General features: G+C 70.8%; 23 protein-coding genes. 10 read left to right on the top strand and 13 right to left on the bottom strand.

All coding sequences use genetic code 11. The features are described 5' to 3' along the window. Window positions 1-12: 12 nt before the first annotated feature. The gene (locus ACIHFB_RS02060; RefSeq protein WP_365268631.1) at window positions 13-1,551 is read right to left on the bottom strand and encodes a hypothetical protein; all 1,539 of its coding nucleotides are present in this window, start codon (window positions 1,549-1,551) and stop codon (window positions 13-15) included. Continuing rightward, window positions 1,551-2,732: an FAD-dependent monooxygenase gene (locus ACIHFB_RS02055; RefSeq protein WP_365268628.1), complete on the bottom strand. Its 1,182-nt coding sequence runs from the start codon at window positions 2,730-2,732 to the stop codon at window positions 1,551-1,553. The genes ACIHFB_RS02060 and ACIHFB_RS02055 overlap by 1 nt, the downstream gene beginning before the upstream one ends. Window positions 2,733-2,987: 255 nt before the next feature. On the opposite strand from ACIHFB_RS02055, the gene ACIHFB_RS02050 reads away from it, so the two are divergent. Next, entirely contained in the window at window positions 2,988-3,551 is a 564-nt protein-coding gene (locus ACIHFB_RS02050) for a dihydrofolate reductase family protein (protein ID WP_365268625.1), read from the top strand. A 74-nt stretch (window positions 3,552-3,625) separates the two neighbouring features. On the opposite strand, the gene ACIHFB_RS02045 is transcribed toward ACIHFB_RS02050, so the two are convergent. The 8 genes from ACIHFB_RS02045 to ACIHFB_RS02010 all read right to left on the bottom strand — a co-directional run bounded on the left by ACIHFB_RS02045 (window position 3,626) and on the right by ACIHFB_RS02010 (window position 10,914). Beyond that, on the bottom strand, window positions 3,626-4,858 hold the full coding sequence (locus ACIHFB_RS02045; protein ID WP_365268622.1) for a cytochrome P450: 1,233 nt from the start codon (window positions 4,856-4,858) through the stop codon (window positions 3,626-3,628). Then, window positions 4,855-6,093 carry a cytochrome P450 gene (locus ACIHFB_RS02040; protein WP_365268619.1) on the bottom strand — a complete coding sequence of 413 codons (1,239 nt, stop codon included), beginning with the start codon at window positions 6,091-6,093 and terminating at the stop codon, window positions 4,855-4,857. The genes ACIHFB_RS02045 and ACIHFB_RS02040 overlap by 4 nt, the downstream gene beginning before the upstream one ends. Then, entirely contained in the window at window positions 6,090-6,716 is a 627-nt protein-coding gene (locus ACIHFB_RS02035) for an ATP/GTP-binding protein (RefSeq protein WP_365268616.1), read from the bottom strand. The genes ACIHFB_RS02040 and ACIHFB_RS02035 overlap by 4 nt, the downstream gene beginning before the upstream one ends. Continuing rightward, window positions 6,688-7,050, bottom strand: a complete 363-nt coding sequence (locus tag ACIHFB_RS02030) for a DUF742 domain-containing protein (protein ID WP_365268613.1) — start codon at window positions 7,048-7,050, stop codon at window positions 6,688-6,690. The genes ACIHFB_RS02035 and ACIHFB_RS02030 overlap by 29 nt, the downstream gene beginning before the upstream one ends. Next, window positions 7,047-7,469: a roadblock/LC7 domain-containing protein gene (locus ACIHFB_RS02025; RefSeq protein ID WP_365268610.1), complete on the bottom strand. Its 423-nt coding sequence runs from the start codon at window positions 7,467-7,469 to the stop codon at window positions 7,047-7,049. Before ACIHFB_RS02025 ends, ACIHFB_RS02030 begins: the two co-directional genes overlap by 4 nt. Beyond that, window positions 7,466-8,845 (bottom strand): ATP-binding protein, encoded by a 1,380-nt coding sequence (locus ACIHFB_RS02020; protein ID WP_365270984.1) that lies wholly within the window; start codon window positions 8,843-8,845, stop codon window positions 7,466-7,468. Before ACIHFB_RS02020 ends, ACIHFB_RS02025 begins: the two co-directional genes overlap by 4 nt. A gap of 197 nt (window positions 8,846-9,042) precedes the next feature. Further along, window positions 9,043-9,951 carry an SMP-30/gluconolactonase/LRE family protein gene (locus ACIHFB_RS02015; RefSeq protein WP_365270981.1) on the bottom strand — a complete coding sequence of 303 codons (909 nt, stop codon included), beginning with the start codon at window positions 9,949-9,951 and terminating at the stop codon, window positions 9,043-9,045. Between the two features lie 48 nt (window positions 9,952-9,999). Beyond that, a complete protein-coding gene (locus tag ACIHFB_RS02010) occupies window positions 10,000-10,914 on the bottom strand; it encodes a LysR family transcriptional regulator (protein WP_365268607.1) in 915 nt (304 codons plus the stop codon). Between the two features lie 70 nt (window positions 10,915-10,984). Here ACIHFB_RS02010 and ACIHFB_RS02005 point away from each other — a divergent pair, with 70 nt between their 5' ends. The 5 genes from ACIHFB_RS02005 to ACIHFB_RS01985 all read left to right on the top strand — a co-directional run bounded on the left by ACIHFB_RS02005 (window position 10,985) and on the right by ACIHFB_RS01985 (window position 14,825). Then, complete coding sequence (locus ACIHFB_RS02005; protein ID WP_365268604.1) at window positions 10,985-12,070, top strand: DMT family transporter; 1,086 nt, start codon at window positions 10,985-10,987, stop codon at window positions 12,068-12,070. A gap of 74 nt (window positions 12,071-12,144) precedes the next feature. Beyond that, entirely contained in the window at window positions 12,145-12,516 is a 372-nt protein-coding gene (locus ACIHFB_RS02000) for a hypothetical protein (RefSeq protein WP_365268602.1), read from the top strand. 52 nt (window positions 12,517-12,568) lie between these two features. Beyond that, a complete protein-coding gene (locus ACIHFB_RS01995; RefSeq protein ID WP_365268599.1) occupies window positions 12,569-13,306 on the top strand; it encodes a response regulator transcription factor in 738 nt (245 codons plus the stop codon). 53 nt (window positions 13,307-13,359) lie between these two features. Then, on the top strand, window positions 13,360-14,400 hold the full coding sequence (locus ACIHFB_RS01990; RefSeq protein ID WP_365268596.1) for a histidine kinase dimerization/phospho-acceptor domain-containing protein: 1,041 nt from the start codon (window positions 13,360-13,362) through the stop codon (window positions 14,398-14,400). A 23-nt stretch (window positions 14,401-14,423) separates the two neighbouring features. After that, window positions 14,424-14,825 carry a sensor histidine kinase gene (locus ACIHFB_RS01985; protein WP_400125581.1) on the top strand — a complete coding sequence of 134 codons (402 nt, stop codon included), beginning with the start codon at window positions 14,424-14,426 and terminating at the stop codon, window positions 14,823-14,825. Between the two features lie 26 nt (window positions 14,826-14,851). Here ACIHFB_RS01985 and ACIHFB_RS01980 read toward each other — a convergent pair whose 3' ends face one another. After that, complete coding sequence (locus ACIHFB_RS01980; RefSeq protein WP_365268593.1) at window positions 14,852-16,918, bottom strand: SpoIIE family protein phosphatase; 2,067 nt, start codon at window positions 16,916-16,918, stop codon at window positions 14,852-14,854. 181 nt (window positions 16,919-17,099) lie between these two features. On the opposite strand from ACIHFB_RS01980, the gene ACIHFB_RS01975 reads away from it, so the two are divergent. Further along, window positions 17,100-19,562, top strand: coding sequence for a SpoIIE family protein phosphatase (locus ACIHFB_RS01975; protein ID WP_365268590.1), 2,463 nt, complete (start codon window positions 17,100-17,102; stop codon window positions 19,560-19,562). A 24-nt stretch (window positions 19,563-19,586) separates the two neighbouring features. On the opposite strand, the gene ACIHFB_RS01970 is transcribed toward ACIHFB_RS01975, so the two are convergent. Together ACIHFB_RS01970 and ACIHFB_RS01965 are read right to left on the bottom strand one after the other, a co-directional pair. Next, a complete protein-coding gene (locus tag ACIHFB_RS01970) occupies window positions 19,587-21,470 on the bottom strand; it encodes a LamG-like jellyroll fold domain-containing protein (RefSeq protein ID WP_365268587.1) in 1,884 nt (627 codons plus the stop codon). 114 nt (window positions 21,471-21,584) lie between these two features. After that, a complete protein-coding gene (locus ACIHFB_RS01965; RefSeq protein WP_365268584.1) occupies window positions 21,585-22,481 on the bottom strand; it encodes a S1 family peptidase in 897 nt (298 codons plus the stop codon). Between the two features lie 234 nt (window positions 22,482-22,715). On the opposite strand from ACIHFB_RS01965, the gene ACIHFB_RS01960 reads away from it, so the two are divergent. The 3 genes from ACIHFB_RS01960 (at window position 22,716) to ACIHFB_RS01950 (ending at window position 25,233) form a co-directional block, all read left to right on the top strand. Beyond that, entirely contained in the window at window positions 22,716-23,546 is an 831-nt protein-coding gene (locus ACIHFB_RS01960) for a PP2C family protein-serine/threonine phosphatase (RefSeq protein ID WP_400124930.1), read from the top strand. Window positions 23,547-23,594: 48 nt separating this feature from the next. Beyond that, window positions 23,595-24,599 carry an MASE1 domain-containing protein gene (locus tag ACIHFB_RS01955; RefSeq protein ID WP_400124929.1) on the top strand — a complete coding sequence of 335 codons (1,005 nt, stop codon included), beginning with the start codon at window positions 23,595-23,597 and terminating at the stop codon, window positions 24,597-24,599. Between the two features lie 64 nt (window positions 24,600-24,663). Further along, entirely contained in the window at window positions 24,664-25,233 is a 570-nt protein-coding gene (locus tag ACIHFB_RS01950) for a DinB family protein (protein WP_365268576.1), read from the top strand. Window positions 25,234-25,236 lie beyond the last annotated feature (3 nt).

The raw sequence follows: 25,236 nt of genomic DNA, 5'->3' as shown, positions 1-25,236 counted from the left end.
ACAGACGGCCCGTCAGCCCTTCGGTCCCGCCGATGCCTTGGCGCACAGGTATGGCCGCGCGAGCAGCAGGCCGGTGGCGGTCATGGCAATGCCGAAGTAGACCGGCGCGAGGTGGATGAAGTCCGTGTAGTGGATCGCGCCGTGCACCACGACTGCCGGCAGAAAACCGGCGGCCGCCGCCGTGGCCAGGGTCCAGAACACCCAGGCCTCACCCCGCCGCCAGCCCCACGCGCTGAGCAGGGTGATCGCCACCGCGGCGGCCATCAGGGCACCGCCGAAACCTGCACGGTCGTGGGCGACAAACGGCACGAGCCGGGGGTTCGCCGCTTCCAGGGTCTGCGCTCCGGTGTCCAGGAAGGCCAGGTCGGCCGGCACGAACACGCCGGTCAGGCCGACCACCGAGATCACGGCTCCACCGACGAACAGCCCGGCTCCCGTGACGATCAGCAGCAGCTGGCCGGTGAGTGCCCGTCGGCGCTCCCGCTCGGGTCCCTCGGGCGCCGGCCGCCACCGCGGTGTGTGCGGGGCCCGGCGGACCGCGGCGACGAACATCGGGAACAGCACGACGGTGGTGGCCGTGTGCAGCGGTTCCACGAAGCCGGTGACCAGGAAGTAGAACAAGGTGGGGAAGCCGATCGCCCCCGAGAGCAGATACACCTCGCGGGCCCAGGGCCAGCCGCGTCTGATCCCGCCCACGGCCAGGCCCGAGTAGAGGGCACCGATCGCCACCATGGTGCCGGCCATGGTGATCCGGTCGTGCTGGAGGAAGTGCACGAGATGGTGGTTGACGCCGTGCAGTTCATGCAGCGTCATGCCGAGGTAGTCGCGGTCGTACCAGAGCAGCACCGGTCCGAGCGTGATCGCCGCGGCGCCGAGTCCGGCGCCCGTCATGCCGAGCCCGACGAGCAGTGCCCACCACCAGGCGGGCCAGCGGCGGGGGTCGCGGCCGACGTCACGCAGTCCGGGAGCGGGTGCGGTGGGCGTGGCCGCCTCGGTGACCCGTGCGAACCAGCCCGGTCCGGCCGCGACGAGCACCCCGGGCCGGGCGAGCACGACGGTGCCGGGCTCCTCCAGCGCGTCGGCCGCTGCGGTGACCGACGGGTCGGACACATGGAGCACGTGCGGGTCGTCGCCGTTGGTGAAGCCGTCGACGTGCGGCTTGAGTGCGGCCTCGGCCTCCTGGTCGCAGGCGCGGACGACCAGGGGGAGCGAGCGGTCGGCCGCGGCCTCGCGCACGGTCTCCACGTCATCCGCCGACACCGGCGCCACCTCGACGACGCCGGCCCCGAGCGGGCGCATGGCGCGTACCGCCTCGCGGGCGAGTGAGGGCGGGACGGATATGCCGATGCGGACGGTCACGGGAACGCCGGCGATCTCGCCGGCGAGCCGCTCCGGCGGATGGCGGTGGCCGAACCCCCGGGCGATCAGCCGGGCGCCGGCGGGGCGGGAGCCGATCGTGGCCAGCAGCCGCAGTGCGGTTCGCTGCGAACGCCGCAGGCCGAGGACGGCAGCGGCAGCCCCGCGCAGCGGGTGATACGTCCAGTCCGGCATCAGCGGTTCTCGCTCTCCGTCCCTGTCACCGTGGCACCGGGCGCTGTCCAGCTGAGCACCGGTGTCATCGAACGCAGCGTCGCCCGTGTCGGCGTCAGCCGGGCCGCCGCGTCGCGCAGCAGCACCGCGGGCGGCCACGAAAGCTGGCCGACCGCGCCGAGCCGGGCCGAGCGGCGCGTGATGGCCTGGGTCCTCGGGCGGCGCAGCAGATCGTACGAGCGGAGCGCGGCGGCCACGTCCGGGGTGCCGTCGAGGCAGTGGGCGAGGGTGACCGCGTCCTCCAGCGCCTGGCACGCGCCCTGGCCCAGATTTGGGGTCATGGCATGGGCCGCGTCACCGAGGAGCGCGACCCGGCCGCGGACGAAGGAGGCCAGCGGCGGCAGGTCGTACAAGTCGTGTCTGAGCACCGTGTCCGCGGGGACAGCGGCCAGCAGAGCGGGAATGGGATCCGGCCAGGAGCCGAACCGGCGCAGCAGTTGGGCGTACTCGGACGAGCCGGAGGCGGCTCCCGCCGGCAGCGACGCGGTCGCGAAGCAGTACATCCGCCCGCCCGGCAGCGCCGTGTAGCCGAACCTCGATCCGCGCCCCCAGGTCGCCGCGCCCTCCGCGGGCTGCCGGGTGAGGGGCTCGGTGACCATGCGCCAGGCGGTGTACCCGGCGTAGCGGGGGCCGGCCGCGTCGGGCCACAGGGCGCGGCGCACCGCACTGTGCAGCCCGTCGGCGCCGACGACGAGGTCGGCCCGGGACTCGCCCCCGCGGTGATCGACGACCGGGCAGTCTCCGTCGTCGCGGACCGCGGACACCTCACTGCCCGGCACCAGGCTGTCCGCGGGCAGCGCCTCGGTGAGCGCCCGCAACAGGTCCGCGCGGTGCAGGACCACCAGGGGGTGGCCGAAGCGGCGCGCCAACTCCGCGTTGTCCGTGCGGGACAGCCAGCGGCCCCGGCGGTCGCGTACGCCGCCCGAGGCCTCGACGGCGCCGAGTGCCCGGACGGTGTCGGCCATGCCGAGCACATCGAGTGCATGCAGCGCGTTCGGCCACAGGGAGATACCGGCACCGATCTCGGTGAACTCGGGGGCCCGTTCCAGCACCTCGACACGCCAGCCCCGCCGGTGCAGCGCGACGGCCGCCGCGAGGCCGCCGATCCCGCCGCCGACGATGGTCGCGGCGCGCTGCGGCATGAGGCCTCGCTCTGGGATTCGGGGGGCAGCGCCCCGGTCAATCGGCCGTTGATCCGGCGCCCTTTCGGCATGCGACACGGCGAAGATCAGGCTGAACAGCGCCTTATAGCAACATCTCGACAGACGCCTGTCAACGTGCCGAGGCGCCAACGAAACGAGACGCGACCATGCCTCTCTGCGTACGCCGGAGCTCCCTGGCTCGCCAACCACTGAGGCCTTCTCTACTGTCGAAACCGCTACCGAGGAGGACTACTGATGCGCAGCGTGACCTACTCGATGTCCATCTCGCTCGACGGCTACATCGTCGGACCGGACGGCGGCTTCGACTGGACGGAACCCGACGAGGAGGTCTTTCGCCTCGCCACCGACGAGGTGCGGGAGGTCGGCGTGCACCTGCTGGGGCGACGGCTGTACGAGTCGATGCTGTATTGGGAGACCGCCGACCAGCATCCGTCACTCGACTTCTCGACGCTCGAGTTCGCCGCGCTCTGGAAGCGGCTCCCGAAGGTGGTGTTCTCCACCACGCTGTCAGCGGCGCAGGGCAACACCCGCCTGGCCTCCGGCGGCCTGGCGGAGGAGATCGCGCGGTTGCGAGCCGAGCCGGGAGAGGGCCACATCGCGATCGGCGGCGCGACTCTCGCCGCCGAGGCGGCCGCGTTGGGACTCATCGACGAGTACCGGGCCAGGGTCTACCCGGTGCTGGTCGGCGGTGGCATTCCGTACTTTCCCCGGGGCGAGCGCCGGGTGGATCTCGAACTCGTCGAGACCCGCACCTTCAACTCGCGAGTCGTCTACCTCCGCCACCGCGTGGTGCGGTAGCCGGCTCGTCCGCCGAACGAGTGGGGCGCGCACCCGATCCTCCCGGCGGTCGAGGTCGCGGCCCGCGGTATCGCTCACAGGCCCAGCCGCACCGGAATCTCCTGCCAGCCGAAGGCGATGAACGACGGCACCTGCCGCAACTCGCCCTCGTCCACGGCCAGTTCCAGCTCGGGGAAGCGGGCGAGGAGCGCGGGCAGTGCGGTGAGGGCCTCCATGCGGGCCAGCGGAGCACCGATGCACCGGTGCACCCCGACCCCGAACGCCAGATGGTCGTCGGCTCCGCGCCCGGCGTCGAAGGCGTCGGCGTCCGGACCGTAGTGCGCGGGATCGACCCCGGCGGCGGCGTACGTCGTGATGATGGCGTCCCCGGCCGGGATGGTGACGTCGCCGACGGTGAGGTCGGTGACGGCGAACCGCAGGGGCAGTGAGGCGATGGACGGGTGGACGCGCAGGGTCTCCTCGACGACCGCCTCCCAGCCGAGCTTCCCCGACCGTACGTCGGCCAGCTGCTCGGGGTGCGTCAGCAGGGCGACGACCGCGTTGCCGATGAGGTTGACGGTCGTCTCGAAGCCGGCGCCGATGACCAGCAGCAGCGTGTAGAGCAGTTCCTCGTCGCTGAGCCGGTCGCCGTCCTCGTCCCGCACCCGGATCAGTTCGGTGGTGAGGTCGTCCCCGGGGTGCTCGGCGCCGTGGGCGATCAGGGCGGGCAGCACCGTGCCGATCTGCCGCTGAACCGAGGCGGCGTGTTCGGGGCTCGGGTCGGAGGTGTCCATGATGGCCGCGATCATCGCCGCGGTGTCGTCGCGCAACTCGTCCGGGACACCGAACAGTTCGCAGATCATCCGCATCGGCAGCGGTTGCGCCAGTCCCGCCTTCAGATCGACCACGGAACCGTCCGCACCCGCCGTCGCAAGGCCGTCGAGCAGCTCCGCGGTGATCGCCTCCACCCGAGAGCGCATCGCCTCGGTGCGCCGGTGCGTGAAGCTCGGCGCCACCAACTTGCGCAGCCGCGCGTGGTCGGGGCCGTACGTGGAGAGCATGTTGACCACGCCGACCCAGCCCAGGACCCAGCCCCAGGAGGGGTGTTCACCGATCTCCGGCCACAACTTCCAGTGCAGCCGGGGATCCTTGCTGACCTGCGGGTCGAGGATCAACTCCTTGAGAGTGTCGTAACCGGTGGGCGCCCAGGCGGGGATGGAGCCGGGCAGCTCCACGGGCACGATCGGCCCGAGCGCGCGCAGCCTGGCACTCTCGGCGGCGATGTCGGCGCCGAAGGGGTCGAGGGCGATGCGGTCGGTCACGGTCACGACGGTTCTCCTGGCTGGTCGGGGGAGCGAGGGCGGAAGCGGACGGGCAACGCCATCAGCGAGCGGTGGAAGGGACCGGGCCGCCAGCTGAGGCGTTCGCGCGGCAGGACCGGCTCCAGATCGGGCAGCCACTGGGTGAGCCGTTCGATCGCCTCGGTGACGATGAGCAGCGTGTGCTGCTTGACCGGGCAGGCGTGCGGGCCCGCCGACCAGGACAGGTGCGAGGCGTCCTTGGGGTGGCGGCCACTGGTGACGTCCTCCTCGGCGAAATAGGCGAGCGCCCCGTACGAGATCACCACCGGCACCGCGGCCCTGATCCACACTCCGTGGAAGGTGACGGGCCTGCGAGCGTAGTGGATGCCGTAGTTGGCCAGGGGCGTCTCGTGGTGCAGCACCTCCACGACCGCGTCCGTCACGGGGCGGGCGCCGCTGGTGAGGGTCGAGTAGTAGAGCGGGTTGCCGAGGATCCGGGACAGCGCGTTGGACACCAGGTTCGCCGTCGGTTCGTGTCCGGCGCCGAGGGTGAGGAACACCTGCCAGGTGACCTCCTCCGGGGTCAGCCCGGCGGGATGGTCGAGGAGCCTGCTCGGCAGGTCGTCGCCGCGCTGTTCGGCCTTGGTGGCGATCAGTTCGAGGACGTACCCGCCGAACTCCGCCTCGCCCTCAGCCGCTTCGGCGCCGCCCTCCATCATCTTGCCCAGCGCCGCGTTCAGCCGGTCGCTGCGGCTGTCCGGCAGGCCGAAGAGGCTGTTGAAGACCAGCGCCATCAGCGGCCGTGCGAAGTCGCCGACGAGATCGGCCTCGCCCTTCGGCCCGAACCGGCTCACCAGCACATGCACCGCCCGGTGCACCCGCGCCCGCAGGTCGTGCGGTTCGACACCGGCGAAGGTGTCGATCAGCGTGGTGCGGTAGCGGAGATGCGCGGCGCCGTCCGCGAACAGGGAGTTGGGCCGCCAGCGCATCATCCCGAGCACCGGCGAGTCGTCCGCGACGGTGGACTCCCACGGCCGCGGGTCGTGCGAGAAGGTGTCGGTGTCGTGCAGCAGCGCCAGTGCGGCCCGCCGGTCCGTGACGACGTACGCCGGTACACCCGGCGCGAGTTCGGCCCAGCCGACCGGACCCTGGGCGCGCAGCGCGTCGTAGTAGCCGTACGGATTCAGCGCGAAGCCGTCCTCCCACAGCCGTACCGGCGCGGAGAGGGAGAAGGCCTGCTGGGCGGGGGGATAGGTGGTCACCTGTGCTCCGGGGGGCGGCGGTCGATCAGGTGCTGGACCAGCGCGAGCAGTGCGTCGATCGAGGAGTCCGCGTCCCGCGCGTCGCATCTGACCATCGAGGTCGTCGGCGCCAGGTCGAGGGCGGCGCGCAGCTGTTCGTCGGTGTGGTGGGGCGCGTCGGGGAAGGCGTTGAAGGCGACCGCGTACGGCAGTCCGCTCTCCTCGACCAGCCCCAGTACGTCGAACGACGCGTCGATCCGGCGGCTGTCCACCAGGACGAGCGCGCCGAGAGCCCCGTAGGAGATGTCGTCCCAGAGTGAACGGAACCGTGCCTGCCCGGGCGTGCCGAACAGATACAGCACGATGCCGTCCGGCAGGCTGATGCGCCCGAAGTCCACGGCGACGGTCGTCGTCGACTTCTCCCGCACTTCGGCGAGTTCGTCCACCTGCGCGGACGCCTCGCTGAGCTGCTCCTCGGTGTGCAGCGACCGGATCTCGGAGACGGAGCCGATGAGGGTCGTCTTGCCCACCCCGAAGGGTCCGGCGACGAGGATCTTCACCAACTCCCGTGCGGTGTCGGGCAAATGGATTCCGCCGGTCGGGGAAGCCGACGGGCTAGTCGTGCTTGAGGGCGCGGAGGCCATCGGCCACTCTCTTCAGCAGGTCGGGGGCGAACGCTTCGGCGGGCGGGATCGGCGCGCGGGCCAGCACCAGGCCCCGGTCGACGAGATCGGCGGCCAGCACCCGCAGCGCGGACACCGGGAGCTCCAGCAGGGCCGCGGCCTCCACCACCGTCAGGGAACCGCCGTCCAAGGCGTCCAGCAGGGCCAGTTGAGCGGCGGGCAGAGCCGTGGGCAGTGACGCTCCGCTGCCGCTGAGCACCGTCAGCCGCTCCAGCTCGGGGCGGCTCGGCCGGGCCACGCCGCCGGTCGACAGGTACGCGGGCACCAGCGGACGGCCGCCACGGCGGCCGGTCATGCCGGTGCGTCGCCGTCGACTCCCCGGGGCGCGGTCGCCATCGCCTTCTCGCCCAGCCGCGCCACCTGCGAGTGGACGCGGTGCGCGAGCAGGTCCAGACGCACCTCGCCGTCCCCGTACGCGGCCACGCACGTGCCGTGATCCGTCGGGACGATCAGGACGTATCCGTGGTCGGACTCGATGACGACCTGCCGTACGTCCGCCTGGTCCCGGTCGGCGAACGCGGCCGCCGCCGTCCGGGACGCGCCCTGCACGGCGCTGGTGATGGCGGCCACCCGTTCGGCGGACGGCCGGGCCAGCGCGTCCGTGTACCCCGTCACCAGCCCGTCCCGCGTCAGCAGAACGGCGGCCACGACATGTGGTACCTGGAGGATCGGTTCCAGCACCCAGGCCGTCTCGCCTGCATCGCGGCTCGTCATCGCGCCGATCTCCCCTCGTGGTCCGTCTGTTCGGTCTCGTGCGACGTGGCGGGTACGGCGTCTTCGTCCCGCGCGCGTGCGGCCGCCGTGCCGGACTGGAGTGCGCCGAGCGCGGCGGCGGCCTCCTCAGGTCGGCGCCCGGGAGGCCGCGGTGCGGTGTCGGCCGGTGCGGTGACCGGGGTGCGGCGTCTGCGCTGTGGCAGGCCTCCGGCACCGCGCGGCCTGTGATGCCCGGACCCCGCCGGGGCGGTGACCTTGTCCCGTTCGCTCCCGTAGCTGTGGACCGCGGCGGGCATGCTCTTGCGCGTCGAGCGCGGGGTGCCGGCCGCCGGCGGCTGTTCGGCGGGGTCGATACGGGTCAGTAGATGGCTGTCGACGAGCAGGACCGCGCGTACGCCGCCGTACGGGGAGGGCGAGGAGAGGTCCACGCTCAGATCGAACTGCCGGGTCAGCCGGCCGATCGCGGCGAGCCCCATGCGCGGCGGGTCACCGAGGTCGGTGAGCAGGATCGGCTCGGTACCGGCCACCATCCACTGGGCGCGGGCCCGTTCGTCCTGCGTCATACCGAGGCCCGCGTCGTCGACGGTGACGCAGACGCCGTGATGGACCTGCTCCAGGTTGACCGTGACGTCGGTGTCGGGCGCGGAGTGCCGTAGGGAGTTGTCGAGGAGTTCGGCGACGATGATCGCGACCGGTTCGACCGCATGGGACACCAGGGCGGTGCCCGCCTCCAGGTGGTTGTGGATCCGGACCCGGTGGTAGCCCGCCAGCCGGGCCTGGCCGCCGGTCACCGCCTCCACCAGATGCGACTCCTCGCGGGCCAGCCCCACCCAGGCCCCGCACACGACGGCGGCGACCTGAGCGCGCCGGAGCGACTGCTCGTTCTCGTGGTCCAGTTGGAACAGCGTCTGCGTCAACTCCGGGTCGTCGTACTGCTCCTGCATCCGCCGCAGCGCGTCCTGGAGCCGGTACAGGGCGGCCTGGATCTCCCGGGTGGCGCCACGCATTCCCGCTTGTGCGGCCGCGTCGATCCGGGTCCGCTGCGTGGCCAGCTCCGTGCGCAGCCCGTTCAGTACGTGCTCCAGCGCGACACCGAGGGGTGTACCGGCGTTTCGCGGATTCAGCGGACCCGGCACCACGACGTGGGGATGCGCCAGTTGCCGCGCGGCGGCAGGCACACGGCGTACCGCGAGATGCTCGACCTCGGTGGTGAACGCCAGGGGCGCGCCGTCGAGTTGGGCGCGTAATCGGGCGATCTCCCCACGCTGCACGGCCTGTTGACGCCGGGACCGCAGCAGCCCGCCGCCGAGGGCGGCGAGCGCGGACAGTGTGCCGGCGGCGAGACCGCCGGCCACCAGGTCCGGTAATTCGATCATCATCGAATCGGTTTCCATGCGAAAGCGGACAGGGCAGGGTCCGAGGCCCACGCGCGAAGGGCCCGCTGCACAGTACACACCGTCATCGACCGATCTCGCACGGTAGAACGAAACATCGATCCGAAACGCGACAGTTTCTGTTCGTATCTGTACCGACGTTCTGAATTGCCGTGTGCGCACACCAGGTCGCAGCGGCCCTAGAGGCGTGGTGCTCCGGTCACCGACATCATCAGTGAGTACAGCGAGGTGGTGGCTGTGATGAAGAGGCGGTTGTTCTTCGGGCCGCCGAAGGCGATGTTGGAGACGGGTTCGGGTACGCGCAGCCGGCCGATGAGGGTGCCGTCGGGGTCGTAGCAGTGGACCCCGTCGGCCAGGGCCGCGGCCCACAGGCGGCCCTCGTCGTCGAAGCGGATGTTGTCGAAGTGGACGCCGCGCCGGGCCTCGGTGAAGACCTTCCCGTCGGACAGCGTGCCGTCCTCGCGGATGTCGAACATGTGGATCCTGGCGGCCCGCGAGTCGGAGACGTAGAGCCGCTTCTCGTCGGGGGACAGGATGACGCCATTGGGTCCCTCGAACCCGTCGGCGGCGAGCCGCACGTCCCCCGTCGCCGGGTCGATCCGATACACGTTGCACGCGCCGATCTCGGACTCGGCGCGATGGCCCTCGTAGTCGCTGATGATGCCGAAGTCCGGGTCGGAGAACCAGATCGTGCCGTCCGAGCGTACGACGGAGTCGTTCGGGCTGTTGAGCCGCTTGCCGGCGTACCGGTCGGCGAGGACGGTCACCGTCCCGTCGGGCTCGGTGCGCGTGACCCGGCGGTTGCCCTGTTCGCAGGTGACCAGACGGCCCTGTCGGTCGAGGGTGTTGCCGTTGCCGTGGCCGGCCGGCGTGCGGAAGACGCCGACCGTACCGGTGGCCTCGTCCCAGCGCAGGATGCGGTCGTTGGGGATGTCGCTCCAGACCAACTGGCGCCAGGCGGGAACGTACAGCGGGCCCTCGGCCCAGCGGCAGCCGTCGTGCAGGACCTCCAGCCTGCTGTCGCCGTTCGTGCAATGTCCGGTACGGAAGCGGTCGTCCAGGATCTCGTACAGGCCGTCGACGGACATCGGGGCGTCCTCTCGCATGCGTTGATCAGGATGTGATTCAACGTAGCGTCAACTTCCCCGAACCGAGCATGCGGCGCGTTCCTCGAGTGCCGTGAGCAGCGCGCGAGTTACCCGGTTGGCCGCCGTGCCGGGAGCCGTGCAGGCGCCGATGTACCTGTTCGCCGTAGGGACCAGGGTCAGCGCGCGGGTGCCCTCGCGGTCCTCGACCGCGAGGGCGGGAATGAACGCGATCCCGATGCCCGCCGCGACAAGCGCCTGCATGAAACGGAAGTCACTTGACCGGCACACCACGTTGGGCCTGATCCCCTGTGCGGAGGCCAGCGCGTCCAGGGCGTTCCCCGGCAGATCCCAGCCGTGGATCCATGGATCGTCGGCCACGGCATCGAGCCGTGCCGTGGCACGCCGGGCGAGGGCGTGACCGGTGGGCACGACCACGCGCAACTCGTCCCGCAGCAGCGGGTGGTACTCGCACCGCGCGGCGACGTGATCCCAATCCGCCGGTGGCTGCTCACTGTTGAAGTGATAGACCAGCGCCACATCGGCGCTGCCGTCCATGAGCGCGGCGAGCGCCTGGGCGGGCTCGGACTCGATCACGGTCGTTTCGACGTGCAGGTCCTGTCGGAGCGCCGCCAGTGCGGGCGCGAGCAGGAATGCGCCCGCACTGGAGAAGGTGGCGACGGTGAGGGAGGGCGGCCCCTCTTCCCGTAGCTGTGCGAGTGTCCGCTCGGCCCGGTGCAGTTCGCCGTGGACGGCGTCCGCCGTGCGGAGCAGCACCTGGCCGGCCACGGTGAGCGTGACACCCCGGGTACTGCGCTCGAACAGCCGGGTCCGGGCGGCCCGTTCGAGCGCGGCCATCTGCTGCGAGACCGCCGAGGGAGTCAGGCGCAGGGCCTGTGCCGCCTGCGCGAAACTCCCCCGATGAGCGACCTCGCGGAACAGGGCCAGCCGATGCGCCTCGATCATCAGCTCTCCTTACGACGCGGTCAGTATTACCCTACTTCTGCTTATGCCGCCGCGCTGTCAGCCTGGCTGAATGACCATGACCGGACAAGAGCGCTCCGGGGCCGGACTGGCTCTGGGAGCCGCGGGCCTCGTGGGAGCGTCCGTCGCAGCCGCGGGCCGGCTCCACGACTTCCCGCTCATCGGCGGACAGGCCGTGCGCTACACGCTGGCGACGTTGTTCCTGCTCGGCTGGGCGCGCATACGCAGGCACACCTTCGTCCGTCCGACCCGAACCCAGCTGGTGTGGATCGTTCTGCTGGCCGTCATGGGCATGGCCGGATACGGCGTCGTCCTCGTGTACGCCACATCACTGACGGCGCCGGGCAATGTCGGCATCGCCATCGGCGCCGCACCGCTGGTCATCGTCCTGGTCCGGTCGCTGCTCACCCGCACCCGTCCCTCGCGGACACTGATCGGCGGTGCGCTGTGCGTGGCCCTCGGCTCCGCCCTGGCCCAACTGTCCACGCAGGGCGGAGTGCAGTGGAGCGGGCAGGGGTTCGTGTGGTCGTTCCTCGCCCTCGCCGGAGTCGCCTCGGTCACGCTGCTCGGCGCACCGCCCACCCAGGAACTGGGGTCGCTGACCGTCACCACGTACGCGTGCGGGCTCGCGTCGGTGACGCTGTTCGCCGCCGCCTCGATCACACGGGTGGTGAAGGGGACGCCCGTACTGCGCATCCCGACGGCGGTCGAGTTCTCGGCACTGGCCTTTCTGGCCCTCGGTGTGACCACCGCCGTCTTCCTCCTGTGGTACGGAGCCATCGAGCGCCTCGGCGCCTCGCGTACGGGACTGTTCAACGGACTCGTCCCCTTCGCCTCCCTGGTCGCGCTGTACGTCACCGGATCGGGCACCGCCACCGTGAACCAGCTCGCGGGAGCCGCGCTGGTCCTGTTCGGTGTCGCCTGCTCATGGGCGAAGAGGGACCATGGGGGTAGCGAGCCAAGGAGGCGCGTCATGCCATCCAATGCCTCTGAGTACGACCCCGGGATGTACGCCCGCACCCCCTCGCAGGCCGAAGGCGAACGCGACGACGCGGGTGAGCGCACCACGGAACAGCACCCGGACGTGGCCAGGACCGAGCCGTCCCAAGCGGAGGGCGAGCGGACGGACGACGTCTAGGGGGCGTCCGTGGAGCCGGTGGGTTCGGCGGCAGTTCGGAGCTGACCGGCGACCAGCGCAAGATCCTGGACTACGTGGTCGAGCACGCCCCCGATGCACGGATCAAGCTGGCCGTCGAGAACGGCGCCATGGCCGCCGGCGCCTTCATCCTCGGCAGTGACGAGACCGTCATCGGGATGGGCGGCTTCACCGGCAGCGACGACGCGCCGTCCGTCGCGCAGCTGGAGAAGTGGACCAAGAACGGCGAACTGCGCTACATCTTGGGTTCGGACGCCGGCGGAGGTTTCCGCGGCAGGTCCGGCGGCTCCTCGCAGCAGCGCTCCGACTGGATCTCCGACAACTGCACCAAGGTGTCCGCCACCGCGTACGGCGGCACGTCGGCACAGCCGAGCGGTGATGCGGGGGGATTCGGCGCCGACGTGCTGTACGACTGTGCCGCCGACTGAGCCGAGGCGACCGAACGCACGACACCCCTCACAGAACGGACGGACCGGCGCCATGACCGAGCGGGCCGCGGACCATCCCCGGCGCAGGCTTCTCGTGGTGGAGGACGAACCCAGCATCCGCACCCTGCTGGAGTCCACCCTCCGCCTCACCGGGTACGACGTGCACAGCGCCGACACGGGCCGGGCGGCCCTCGAAGCGGCCGAGTGCGTTGCACCGGACCTGGTGCTCCTGGACGTGACACTGCCGGACCTGGACGGATTCGAGGTGACCCGGAGACTGCGGGCGGCGGGAAACGACGTACCCGTGCTGTTCCTGACCGCCCGCACCGGCCTCGACGACCGACTCACCGGCCTGACCGTGGGCGGTGACGACTATGTGCCCAAGCCGTTCAGCATCGAGGAGGTGCTGCTGCGCATCGAGGCCATCCTGCGCCGCACCGGCGCTTTTCCGCCGCCCACCGAGGAATGCGTGCTGAACTACGCCGACCTCGAACTGGACGAGAACGCGCATGAAGTGCATCGCGCCGGCGAGTACATCCCGCTGTCGCCGACCGAGTTCAAGCTGCTCGCCTACCTGATGGAGAACGCCACCAGGGTCGTGAACAAGGTCCAGATCCTCACCCACGTGTGGGGCTACGACTTCGCGGGCGACGCACGCATCGTCGAGACGTACATCAAGTACCTGCGCAAGAAGATCGACCGCGTCGACCCGCCCCTCATCCACACCGTGCGCGGTGTCGGCTACTGTCTGCGGCTGCCCCGCGACCGGGCCGGGACGGCCGGCCGGTGAGAAGGCCTCGCCCGCGTCCTGCGAGGTCGCTGCGGCGACGGCTCGTCCTTGGGGTGACGGCGCTGGCCGCCACGGCGGTGCTGGCCACGCAGGTGATCGGCTTCGTGGTCCTGCGCTCGTGGCTCATGGACCGCGTCGACCGTCAGCTCGTCGACCTCCATCCGCCGGAGCGCGCCTACATCGACGTACTCCGCTACGACCTCTCCGACTCGTCGGGACTCCCGCACACGCTGCCCTCGGACTACCGCGTCTACTTCCACGACGAATCGGGCCGGCGGCTGAACCGCTCCATGGGCACGGGGAAGGACCCGGGGCCCCGGCTGCCCGAATCCGCCGACGACCTCGGAATGAAGTACGAGCGCCCCCGGACCGTTCCCGCCGCGGACGGTGACGACAACTGGAGAGTGATCCGGTATGCCGGACCGAACGGCATGAACGCCGTGGTCGCGTTGCCCCTGGACACCGTCGAGGGTGCCATGTCGCGACTCCTGTGGCTCGATGCCGTCGTGCTGGCCCTCGTGGTCGCCGCGCTGATCGCGGTGGGGCGGTGGGTGGTCCGCCTGGGGCTGCTGCCGCTGACCCGTATGGAGCGCACCGCCGAGGACATCACCGCCGGCGACCTCGACCTGCGGCTGCCCGACACCGACGCGCGCACGGAGATCGGACGGCTCGGCCGGGTGCTCAACACCATGCTCGACCGACTCCAGCGGGCGCTTCAGGAACGGGAGGCGTCGGAGGCGCGGATGCGGCGCTTCGTCGCCGACGCCGGACATGAACTGCGCACCCCGCTCACCGCCATCCAGGGCTACGCGGAGCTCGCACTGCGCCCCGAACCACGCTCGGCGCCTCAACGCCAGGAGGCCGACCGGTTCATCGCCCAGAGCGCGGAGCGCATGAGCCTGCTCGTCAACGATCTGCAACTGCTCGCCTCCTTGGACAGGGAACCCTCATACCGGCAGGAACCGGTGGATCTGCTGTCGCTCGCGGCGGACGCCGTCAGCACCGCGGCACTGCACGACACCACCCACCCCGTCGACCTCGGCCCGCTGCGTCCCCCGGCCGGTTCCACCGGCACGGACGAGCTCGAACTGTAGAGACCACCGGTGACCCGCATCGCCTGCGGCAGATCGTCGAGAACCTGCTGTCCAACGCGCAGATCCACACTCCGCCGGGTACGGCCGTACACGTCCGGGTCGGCACCGCCCGCGTCGGCGCGGCCGGAGGAGCCGAACGATCCGGCCGTACCGGCGTCTCACCGCCCCTGCCCGAGGGCACCGCGGTCAGCATCGTCGAAGTGGCGGACGAAGGGCCGGGACTGGCCGAGTACGACGCCTCCCATGTGTTCGACCGGTTCTACCGGGCGGACGTGTCCCGCTCCCGCGAGCATGGCGGCAGCGGACTCGGACTGGCCATCGCGGCCACCATCGCCGAGGGACACGGCGGCCGCCTGGAACTCGACACCGCGCCGGGCGAGGGCTGCGTCTTCCGACTTGTCCTGCCCGTCGGGCCGTCAGGCTGACAGCGCGCCGTGCCGCGGCCGGGCGTTCACAGGGCCCGGGCCACGAGGAGGGCGACGTCGTCGTGGTCGTCGGGGTGGCGCAGCCCGTACAGCAGGAGGTCGCATGTCTCCTCCAGCGGCCGCTGCGCTTCGTCGAGGAAGCTGAGGAGGACATCGAGGCGTTCGTCGATGGGGTGGAGCCTGGTCTCGACGAGACCGTCGGTGTACAGGACCAGCAGGTCGCCGGGGCCCAGCTCGACCGTGGTCGTCTCGAAGGGGATGCCGCCCACTCCGAGCGGAGCTCCGGGAGGCAGATCGAGGAGTTCGGCGGCCTGTCCGGAGCGGACCAGCGCAGGCGGCATGTGTCCTGCGTTGGCCATGCGGCACTGTCTCGTCCGGGGGTCGTACACGGTGTAGAGGCAGGTGACGATGTAGTGCTCCAGGTCGCAGGTGATCTTGTCGAGGTGCTGGAGCACGGAGCCGGGGGCCATGTCGAGGTCCGCGTAGGCACAGGTGGCCGTGCGCAGCCGGCCCATGGTGGCGGCGGCGTCGATGCCGTTGCCCATGACGTCGCCCACGACCAGGGCGGTCTTGTCGTCGGTCAGGGGGATGACGTCGTACCAGTCGCCGCCGACCTCGCTGGTGGCCTGGGCGGGCTGGTAGCGGGAGGCGAGTTCCAGTCCCGTCTGGTGCGGCGGGTGGTCGGGCAGCAGGCTGCGCTGGAGGGTGAGGGCGGTGTTGCGCACACTCTGGAACCAGCGGGCGTTGTCGATGGCCACGGCCGCGCGGCCGGCCAGCTCACTGGCGAGGACGACGTCGTCCTCGTCGAAGGGCAGCGGGTTGCGGGTGCGCTTGAGGTCGAGGGCGCCGAGCACCTCGCCGTGGGCGATCAACGGCACGGCGAGATAGGAGTGCACGCCCGCCTGGGCCAGGAGCGCACACGCCTCGGCATCCCGGGCGATACGCGGCAGATCGTGGTCGCCGACATGGCGCACCAGAACCGGCCGCGCGGTGTGCACGCACAGGGTCACCAGGCGGTCACCGTCGTACGCGGCGAGGTCCCCGGGAGGATCGGCGGCGCGCAGGGCCACCGAGGGGTGGGTCGCCTTGAGGGCGAGCGCGCGGAAGAACTCCGGGCTGTTGTCCGGTCGGCGCTTGCGGCGGCAGGCCAGGGCGGAGTCCAGGACGTCCACGGCCACCACGTCGGCGAGCGCTCCGGTGGCGATCTCGGCCAGTTCACGGGCGGTCTGGTCCACCTCCAGACTGGTGCCGACCCGCGTGGAGGCATCCGCGATCAGGGCCAGGCGTCGCCTTGCGCGGTCCGCCTCGCCGGCCGCGCGGTGCCGTTCCGTGACGTCGACGACCGAGGTGGCCGCGCCCAGGACCCGGCCTCCGGGGTCCTCCAGCCGGTAGAAGGAGAGCGACCAGGCGTGCTCGTGCTCGGGGTCGGCCGGAGGACGGCCCACGTGGTACTGGTCGAGCAGCGGGGTGCCGGTCGTGAGCACCTGACGCAGCGCGGACTCGATGGTGTCGATGTCGGGGAGGGGCAGGGTCTCCCGCATGGGACGGCCGATGTGGTCCTCCGCGGGAATGCCGTCGATGCGTTCCAGCGCCGGGTTGACCAGGAGATACCGCAGGTCGGGGTCCATGAGGGCCAGGCCGATGGGGGACTGGTTGATCAGCCGCTCGCACAGCGCCAGATCGGTCTCCACACGCTGGAGCAGGGTGTGGTCGGCCGCGATGCCCAGCGCGTAGACGTCTCCGAGATCGTCCAGCAGCCGCATGTTGCGGAACTCCGTCAGCCGGGTGCTGCCGTCCTTGTGGCGGATGGGGAACGTGCCTGCCCAGCTCCGGCCGGTCTCCATGACGTCCGCGAACAGCTTCGCCACGGCCTGCAAATGCTCGGGATGGATGAACAGTCGCGTCGCGTACATGCCGAGGACCTCTTCGGAGGTGTAACCGAAGAGGTCCTCGGCCTGCGGGGTCCAGAACACGATGCGCCCTTCGGCGTCGACGACCACCGCGGCCACGCTCAGGACATCCAGCAGGCCGGTCGGCCGGGGGGTCTCGGTTCGGTACTCGTCACCCTCGGACGGGAAGGATTCGGCTGCCATCCTCGATCCCTCCTCCACCGGCCGGCAGGACGTGCCGGCTTCCGTCTGCCGTCTCCGGGTTCCGCCTACCGGCCCTTCCATGCTCCCTCCGGCCCTCCGCCTTGGCGAGCAGTGCCTGTCGCCGGGGCCGTGCACATCGGGCGGCCGCGCAGGAACATAGTCGTGTAGAGGGAAGAGACCCATGGATTCTGCGCGAAATGGTTCAGATGGGCCGACGCCGACCGAGCCGCGTGACCTGTTCGACGCGTCGACCGACGCTGCGGCGGTGCTGGCGGCCGACGGCGTCGTGGTCGGCTGGACCCGGGGCGCCGAAGAACTCCTCGGCTACCCGGCAGGAGAGGTGGTCGGCGGTTCCGCCGCGCGGCTGCTGGCCATGCCCGGGGACCCGGCACGTGCCGCCGGTGTAGCGGAGCGCTGCCGTGCCGGCATGGGGTGGAGCGGCCTCATTCCCGTACGGCACCGCGACGGCCGCGCTCTCGACATCGACCTGCGGGTCTCCGCCTCCCTCCGTATCGGCGAGGACGAGTGCTTCCTGCTCTCGGCACGGGAACGGCGACAGCAATGGGCGGTGGGCCAGTCCGTCCTCGACGGGTTCCTCACCCGCTCGCCCGTCGGCATGGCGGTCATGGACACCCAGCTGCGCTACGTATGGCTGAACGACACCCTGGAGCGCTTCGGCGGAGTGCCCCGCGAGCAGCGCCTGGGGCGTCGGCTGAGCGAGCTGCTGCCCGGTCTCCAGGCGGAGGCCATCGAGGGACTGATGCGCAAGGTCCTGGCGACCGGAGTCCCGGTGACCGAGTACGAGTACGTGGGATGGAGCTGGGCCGATCCACACCGCCAACATGCCTATTCGACGTCCTTCTTCCCGCTGGTCGACGCCGACGACTCCGTCACCGGAGTCTGCTACCTGGTCTCGGACGTCACCGAGCGGTGGAACGCCCGTCAGCTCCTGTCGCTGGTCAACGAGGCCGGCACCCGCATCGGCACGACCCTCGACGTGATGCGGACGGCACAGGAGCTCGCCGACTTCGCCGTTCCCCGCTTCGCGGACTTCGTCGTCGTCGATCTGCTGGAGCCCGTCCTCAGCACCGAGGGCCACGGAGCGTGGCTGACCGACGCGGGACCGGCACCCGCCCGGCCGGAGATGCGGCGCGCCGGACTGAGCTCGGTGCGAGAGGGCTCACCGGAGGCCGTGGCCCGCGTCGGGGACAGGGTGAACTTCCTGCCCCCGTCGCACGACGCGCATCTCTTCATCGACGGCGAGCCCGTCCTCATCCCGGTCCTCGACCCGTCCGACGAGCTGTGGATCTCCGAGCAGCCGGAACGAGCGGAAAGCATCCGCGAGTTCGGGCTGCATTCCCTGATCTCCGTGCCGATGCGGGCGCGCAACACCGCCCTGGGCCTGACCACGTTCGTACGGTCGCTCAATCCCGTCTCCTTCCAGCCCGACGACGTCCTGCTGGCCCGGGAGCTGGTGGCACGGGCCGCGCTCTGTGTCGACAACGCCCGCCGCTACACCCGGGAGCACACGGCAGCGGTCACGCTTCAGCGCAGTCTGCTGCCCCAGGCACTGACGGGCGGTACGGCGCTGGAGGTGGCCTCCTCCTATCGGCCGGCGGACCCGAGCGGTGGGGTCGGTGGCGACTGGTTCGACGTGATCCCGCTGTCCGGCGCCCGCGTGGGCCTCGTCGTCGGCGATGTGGTCGGCCACGGAATCACCGCGGCGGCGACCATGGGCCGTCTGCGCACCGCGGTGCAGACGCTCGCCGACATGGAGATGCCGCCCGACGAACTGCTGGCGCACCTCGACGATCTCGTGCTCCGGCTGAGCGAGGAGAGGACCGACGACCCGTCGTCCGGCCGGAGCACCACGGCCTTCCTCGGCGCGACCTGCCTGTACGCCGTCTACGACCCGGTGACCAGGCGCTGCACGATGGCCCGGGCCGGGCATCCACCGCCTGTCGTGGTCGCCCCCGACGGGCGCGTGTCCTTCCCGGAGCTCGCCGCCGGCCCTCCGCTCGGGCTGGGAGGGATGGCCTTCGAGACCACTGAGCTGGAACTCCCCGAGAACAGCCTGATCGGCCTCTACACCGACGGTCTCGTCGAGGGAGCCGACCGGGACATGGAGCTGGGCATGTCCCGGCTCGGCGCCCTGCTGGCCCGTCAGACCCCCGACCTCGACACACTCTGCTCCTCCGCCGTGCAGGAACTCGTGCCCGTCCCCCAACCCGACGACATCGCCCTTCTGCTGGCGCGCACCCACGCCCTGGGCGCCGACCATGTCGCCTCCTGGGACGTGCCCGCGGACCCGGCCGCCGTCGCCGACGTCCGGGCGCAGGCGACGCGCCGGGTGGAAGCCTGGGGTCTGGAGGAACTCGCGATGACGACGGAGCTCGTCGTGAGCGAACTGGTCACCAACGCCATCCGGCACGCCGCACCGCCCATCCGGCTGCGGCTGCTCCGTGACTCCCGTCTGACGTGCGAGGTCGCCGACGCCAGCAGTACCGCCCCGCGGTTGAGGCACGCCCGGAGCATGGACGAAGGCGGCCGGGGTCTCTTCCTGGTCGCCCAGCTCGCCCATCGCTGGGGTGCCCGGTACACGGCCGAGGGGAAGATCATCTGGGCGGAGCAGGAGATTCCGTAGCTCAGGGGCAGCAGACTCCGCAGCTCAGTCGAACGGCGTCAGGAAGTCCCCCTTGGACAGTGCCCGGTTCACGATGCGGGTGTCGCCGAGCCATCCGTAGAAGCCCTGCCCGAACCGCTCGTCGAACTGGGTGGCGCCGATCACGAAGGGCTTGCCGAGCGTGGCGATGCCCGTCGACGGCTGTGCCGGATTGCGGGCGATCCTCGACCCGTCCACGTACATCACCGTCCGTCGGCCGTCGTTGACGAGGGCGATGTGCATCCAGCGGCCGACCGGCACGGCGTGGCTCCAGGACGTCGGGTCGGCGTCCTGCTCGGAGGGGTAGACGACGAACTGGAGGAATCTCTCCGGAGACAGGTTGAGGCTGCACGTGGGCTCCAGCGGGGACCAGCCGGTGGTCTTGCCCGCGTCGCCGTTGCGGCCCTCCCAGCTCAGGATGCCCATCCAGCTGTGGTCGCCCTCGAAGGGCTCGGGCAGCATGACGTGCGTCTCGATGGTGTAGCCCCTGGTGAACTTCGCGCTGTTGACGGGAGCGCTCGGGGCGGTCGTCAGGACGGCACCGCGGTCCGGGCTCTTGCCGCCGTCGAAGCGGAGGCTGGCGTGCGCCGGCTGGCCGGGATGGTGGTCGGCGGACCAGGTGAGCGCCTCCGATCCGCTGGAGTGCAGACGGCTGACGGTGAGATCGTTGCCGTTGCCCGTGAGGTCCCGCACGACCGCTCCGTCGGCCACGGGGGCGCCCGGGGTGCCGGCGGCGGACGTCCCGGACGCGTCGAAGCGCCAGTACGCGACCGTACCGCGGGGCATGACGGCGGACGCCGGACGCGGCTTCGGCGCCGGGACCGGGGCAAAGCCCTTGAAGCGCTCGTCGAAGTCGATGTCCAGGCTGAACCGGTCGGTGGGACCGGTCAGTTCGATCGTCTCCGCCTCCAGGGGTGACCGCTTCTCCGGGTCCCGGGCGAGGAACCACGGCGAGAAGGTCTCGACGTCGATGACACCGCGGGCGAGGTCGAAGGCGTATGTACGGATCATGCCGGCGCCGCCGTAGTAGCGGTCCTGGTAGTTGGTGATGTGGAGGTGGACATCGTTGTCGGCGTCGTTGGCCAGGACGGTTCGCCCCGGCGGCCAGTAGTGGCCGCCCAACGCCAGGAAGATCTGGTCGTTGCCGCGGATGAGGCCGTCCCACAGGCGCCGGCCGTTGTCCGACAGCTGGGCCTGGCCGTCGTCGTCCGACCAGACGATGTCGTGCGTGGTCAGGATGGCGGGGAGGGCGGGGTGGGCGTCGAGGACGCCCTGGGCCCAGCCCAGGCCCTTGTCCGAGACCCGCCAGTCCAGGGCGAGGACGAGCCACTGCCGGCCCGCGGCGCGCAGCACGTGGTAGCTGTTGTAGCCGTCGGGTGAGGCGCCGCCGAAGGTCGGCATCGACGCGTAGCGCTGCGGACCGAACGCATCGAGGTAGGCGGAGTCGCCACGCTGGTCGTCCGTGGCGGAGCGGATGTCGTGGTTGCCCGCGAGAACGCTGTAGGGCACCTTGCCGTGGATAGCGGTGAAGGTGTCCGCGGCGAGCGCGATCTCCTGCTCGGTGCCGTGCTCCGTGACGTCACCCAGGTGCGTCATGAAGGCGATGTTCGCCTGCTCCCGTTCCGCGGCGAGGTAGTTGAACGTGGCGCGCAGAGGTGCCGGGTCGGAACTGTCGGCGTCGAACAGGTACTGCGTGTCGGGAAGCACGGCCAGTGCGAAGCGCGGGCTCTCGGTGTCGAAACGGGACCGGCCGCGGCTCCCGCCTGCCGCGGCCGCCTGCGCCGGGTACGCCCCCGCGGCCGTGCCCACCGCACCGGCCGCGGGTACCACGACCGCGGCCTGCAACAGCGCGCGTCTGTCCAGCCGGTGTTGGTGCTGCTCTGTGCTCATGTGCCCTCCCTGTGACGACCGTTGGTCAGGGAAGGCACAGTGCTGCTCGGCCGTGGCCGTGTGATGGCAGGAAGCTGAACGCGGAATTCTCTTCGCCGCACGAATGTGACGGCGTCAGTACACGGACAGTCCGTAGGCGCTCAGCACTTCCTGGATCGGCTGGTAGTAAGTGGTCCCTCCCATGGCGCAGTTCCCGGAGCCGCCGGAGAGGATGCCGATCACCTTGTCGCCGGCGTAGAGCGGACCGCCGCTGTCGCCCGGCTCGGCGCACATGCTGGTCTGGATCAACCCGGTGACGACGGAGCCGTCACCGTAGTTGACGCTCGCGTTCAGGGCGGTGACCACACCGCATCGGACGCCGGTGGTCGATCCCCGAGTGCAGACGCGCTGACCGACATAGGCGGTCGCCGTCCCGGTGATGTCGACGGTCCCGATGGTGCCGGGGTGCGGCACGGCCGGGTTGGCGTACCGGACGACACCGAAGTCGTTGCCCGGGAAGCTGGTGCCGGTGGTGGGACCGATGGCCGTGTCCATGGCGGGACTGGTGTACCAGGTGGACAGGCCGTCGGTGCAGTGACCGGCCGTGACGAAGTAGTACGTGGAGCCGCTCTGTACGTTGACCCCCGCCGAGCAGCGCCGGCCGGAGGCGTAGATGCCGTCGCCGCCCGACAGGAGGGTGCGCAGCCGGCCGTCGACCCGTTCGAGGGTCATGGCGTCGGCGAAACGCCCCGCGGTACTGCGGAGTTGGGCGAGGTCGGTGTCCGTGACCGTGGAGTCGGCGAGGACCCGCAGCTTTCCGGTGCGCCGGTCCACGGCCCAGGCCGTCCCGTCGACCCCCAGCGATTCGACGGCCGAGGTCACACCGGCCACCGAGGCGGTGGACGGCGCCGCGCCGGCCGAGGGCGCCGCCGCTGCGCTGGGGCCGGACACCGCGAGGGCGGCCCCACCGAGCAGGCTGAACACCGCGGCGATCAGCCGTGAGCGTCTGATGGTCGTACGCCGTGCTCTCATCAACCACATCTCCCCGAAGACGGTCGGTCAGGTTCGGGCGTGCCTCATCGGCGCCCATCCTGCCCGGCTGTCCACCGCGGAGGTAGGCCGTCTTCGGGCCACAACACCGGCGCAACCCGATCCCTCGTACGGAGGCACTCGGCGGCGCGGTCCCGCCTCACCCGGGCCGACATCACACCAATGGGGTAAATGGTTATCAATGCCCAAAGGAACGCAGAGTCACCGGAGTGGTCGATGTCCCGCAAGCGCTCAACCGACGAGGCGGACGAACTGCTGGCCAGGCTCAGGACGCTGACCGCTCAGGTGCGTGAGCGAGCCGAGCTCCAGCGTTCCCTGGTCGAGCTGGCCGTCGCCCTTCAGCGCGGCATGCTGCCCGGAGACATGCCGGACGCCCCCGGGTTCGACGTGGCCGTCCAGTACTCACCTGCCTTTCATGGACTGAACGTGGGGGGCGACTGGTACGACGCCTTCTGGATGCCCGACGGGCGTATCGGACTGTCCATCGGCGACGTGCAGGGCCACAACATCGAGGCCGCCGCTTTCATGGGCCAGGTCCGGGTGGGACTGCGCGCGCTCGCCTCCGTCACGAGCGAGCCGGGGGAACTCCTCTCCAGAACGAACGACCTGCTCCTGTCGCTGGGCGCCGGCCTCTTCGCGACCTGCACTTTCATGCGGCTCGACCCGTCCACCGGAGTCCTGGAGAGCGCCAGGGCCGGGCACATCCCGTGCGTGTGGGCCACCGCGGACGGGAAGTCCGGCATCGCCGAGGACGAAGGAGGACCACCTCTGGGCATCGACGGGGGGCAGGACTACCCGGTGACCCGGTACCGGCTCAGCACGGGCGGAGTGTTCGTCCTGCTGACGGACGGTGTGGTGGAGGGGCCCTCGCTGAGCCTCGACGAAGGGCTCGACCAGGTGGTCCGGCTCGCGGGAGTCGCCGCCGTCGCGGGCATGGACGCCGGCTCGCTCGCCGCCGCCGTGATCAAGGGGGCCGAGCGGGTGGGACACGAGGACGACGCGGCCGTACTGGTCGTCGGCCATGCCGAAACCGACCTGCGGCGGTAGGGAACCACCACGTTCCTCGGCTCGCCGACAGGGCGGCGTCGTTGTCTGATGGCTCCTGTGGTGGGTATCCAGGATCTGCGTCGACCGGCCCTCTACGCTCTTCTGACGCTGGCGATCGCGGCCGGCTACTTCGCTGCCGGGCGGCTGGGTCTGATGAGGCAGCTCGTCGTCCAGGGCGCCGTCGTCACACCCATTTGGCCGCCCACGGGCGTCGCGCTCGCGTCTCTGCTGATCTTCGGGATCCGTGCCCTGCCCGGCATCACCCTGGGCATCCTGCTCGTGGTCATGTCCATCACCTCGCTCCAGCCCGCGGTGACCGGGACGCTGGCCGGGAACACCGCGGCTCCCGTCTGCGCGTACCTCCTGCTGCGCAGGGTGGGGTTCCGGACCGATCTCAGCCGGTTGCGGGACGGCGTCGCGCTGGTGTTCCTCGGAGCGCTGGCCAGCATGCTGATCAGTGCGAGCGCAGGGGTCGGTCTTCTCGTCCTCACCGGGAAACTCGACGCGCCCGACGTCTGGCCCGTCTGGCTCGCATGGTGGGTGGGCGACGCGATGGGGGTCCTGCTCGTCACCCCCATCCTGCTCCTGCTCCACGACGTGCGTCGGCCTCCCGGCCTGGCCCGCTGGAAGGAGGCCACAGGCCTGGCGCTCATCGCCTGCGTCCTCATTCCGCTGGCCACGTACAGCAGCCTCAGCCTGCTGTTCCTCGTCTATCCACTGCTGATCCTGGCCGCCCTGCGGTTCCAGCTGGCCGGCAGCATCCTGTGCGCCCTCGTCGCCTCCACCATGGCCACCATCGCCGCGACGGACCACGACGGTCCGTTCGCAGAGCTCACCCGTGTAGAAGTGATGCTCAAGCTCCAGGCCTTCAACGGCTCCATGGCCCTGACCGCCCTGCTTCTGTCAGCCGTCATCACCGAGCAGCACAACACCAGACACTCGGTCGAACGGGCCTGCCAGGACCTGGTGGAGGTCCTGGAACACCTCACCGCAGGTGATGCTCCCCGGAGCCGAACACCACGAGAGACCGACCGCCCACGGTCTCGGCGGTGAGGCACGTGAGGCACGTCCGCACCCCGCACAAATCACTGGCGAGCTTCGGCCCTCGCGGACGAACATGGCCCGCATGACCGACGAAACCGCACGATGGAGCAGGGCAACCGTCTACCCCGACATGTGGGTCGACCCGGACGACGACCCCCGCAACAGCGGTGGGAACAGTCCGGACGGCGAGCTTCCGACGCTGCTGGACTTCCTGACCGGCTACCGCCTGACCCTGCGGATGAAGTGCGAGGGCCTGGACGCGGAGCAACTGGCCCGTCGGTCGGTTCCGCCGTCGACGATGTCGCTGCTCGGCCTCGTTCGCCACCTCGCCGAGGTCGAACGGGACTGGCGCAACTGGATCAGCGACGCCGATCCGCTGCCGAAGCTGTACGGCGAGCGTGACGCGGACTTCAACGGAGTCGTCGCCGAACAGGCCGCGGTCGACGCCGCGTACTCCGATCTGGCGCGAGAACAGGCCGCGACCGACGCCGCGCTGGCCGGGCACCCCGACCTGGGTGAGCGTCTGGGGAAGGACGGGACCTCGGTTCGCGAGCTGATGGTGCACCGGATCGAGGAGTACGCCCGTCACTGCGGGCACGCCGACCTGCTGCGCGAGTGCATCGACGGAAGGGTGGGCCAGTGAACC

The organism is Streptomyces sp. NPDC051963, from assembly GCF_044593495.1.
Lineage (GTDB): Bacteria > Actinomycetota > Actinomycetes > Streptomycetales > Streptomycetaceae > Streptomyces.
The sequence above is the reverse complement of the archived record's forward strand: the minus strand, read 5'-3'. Positions and strand labels throughout refer to the sequence as shown.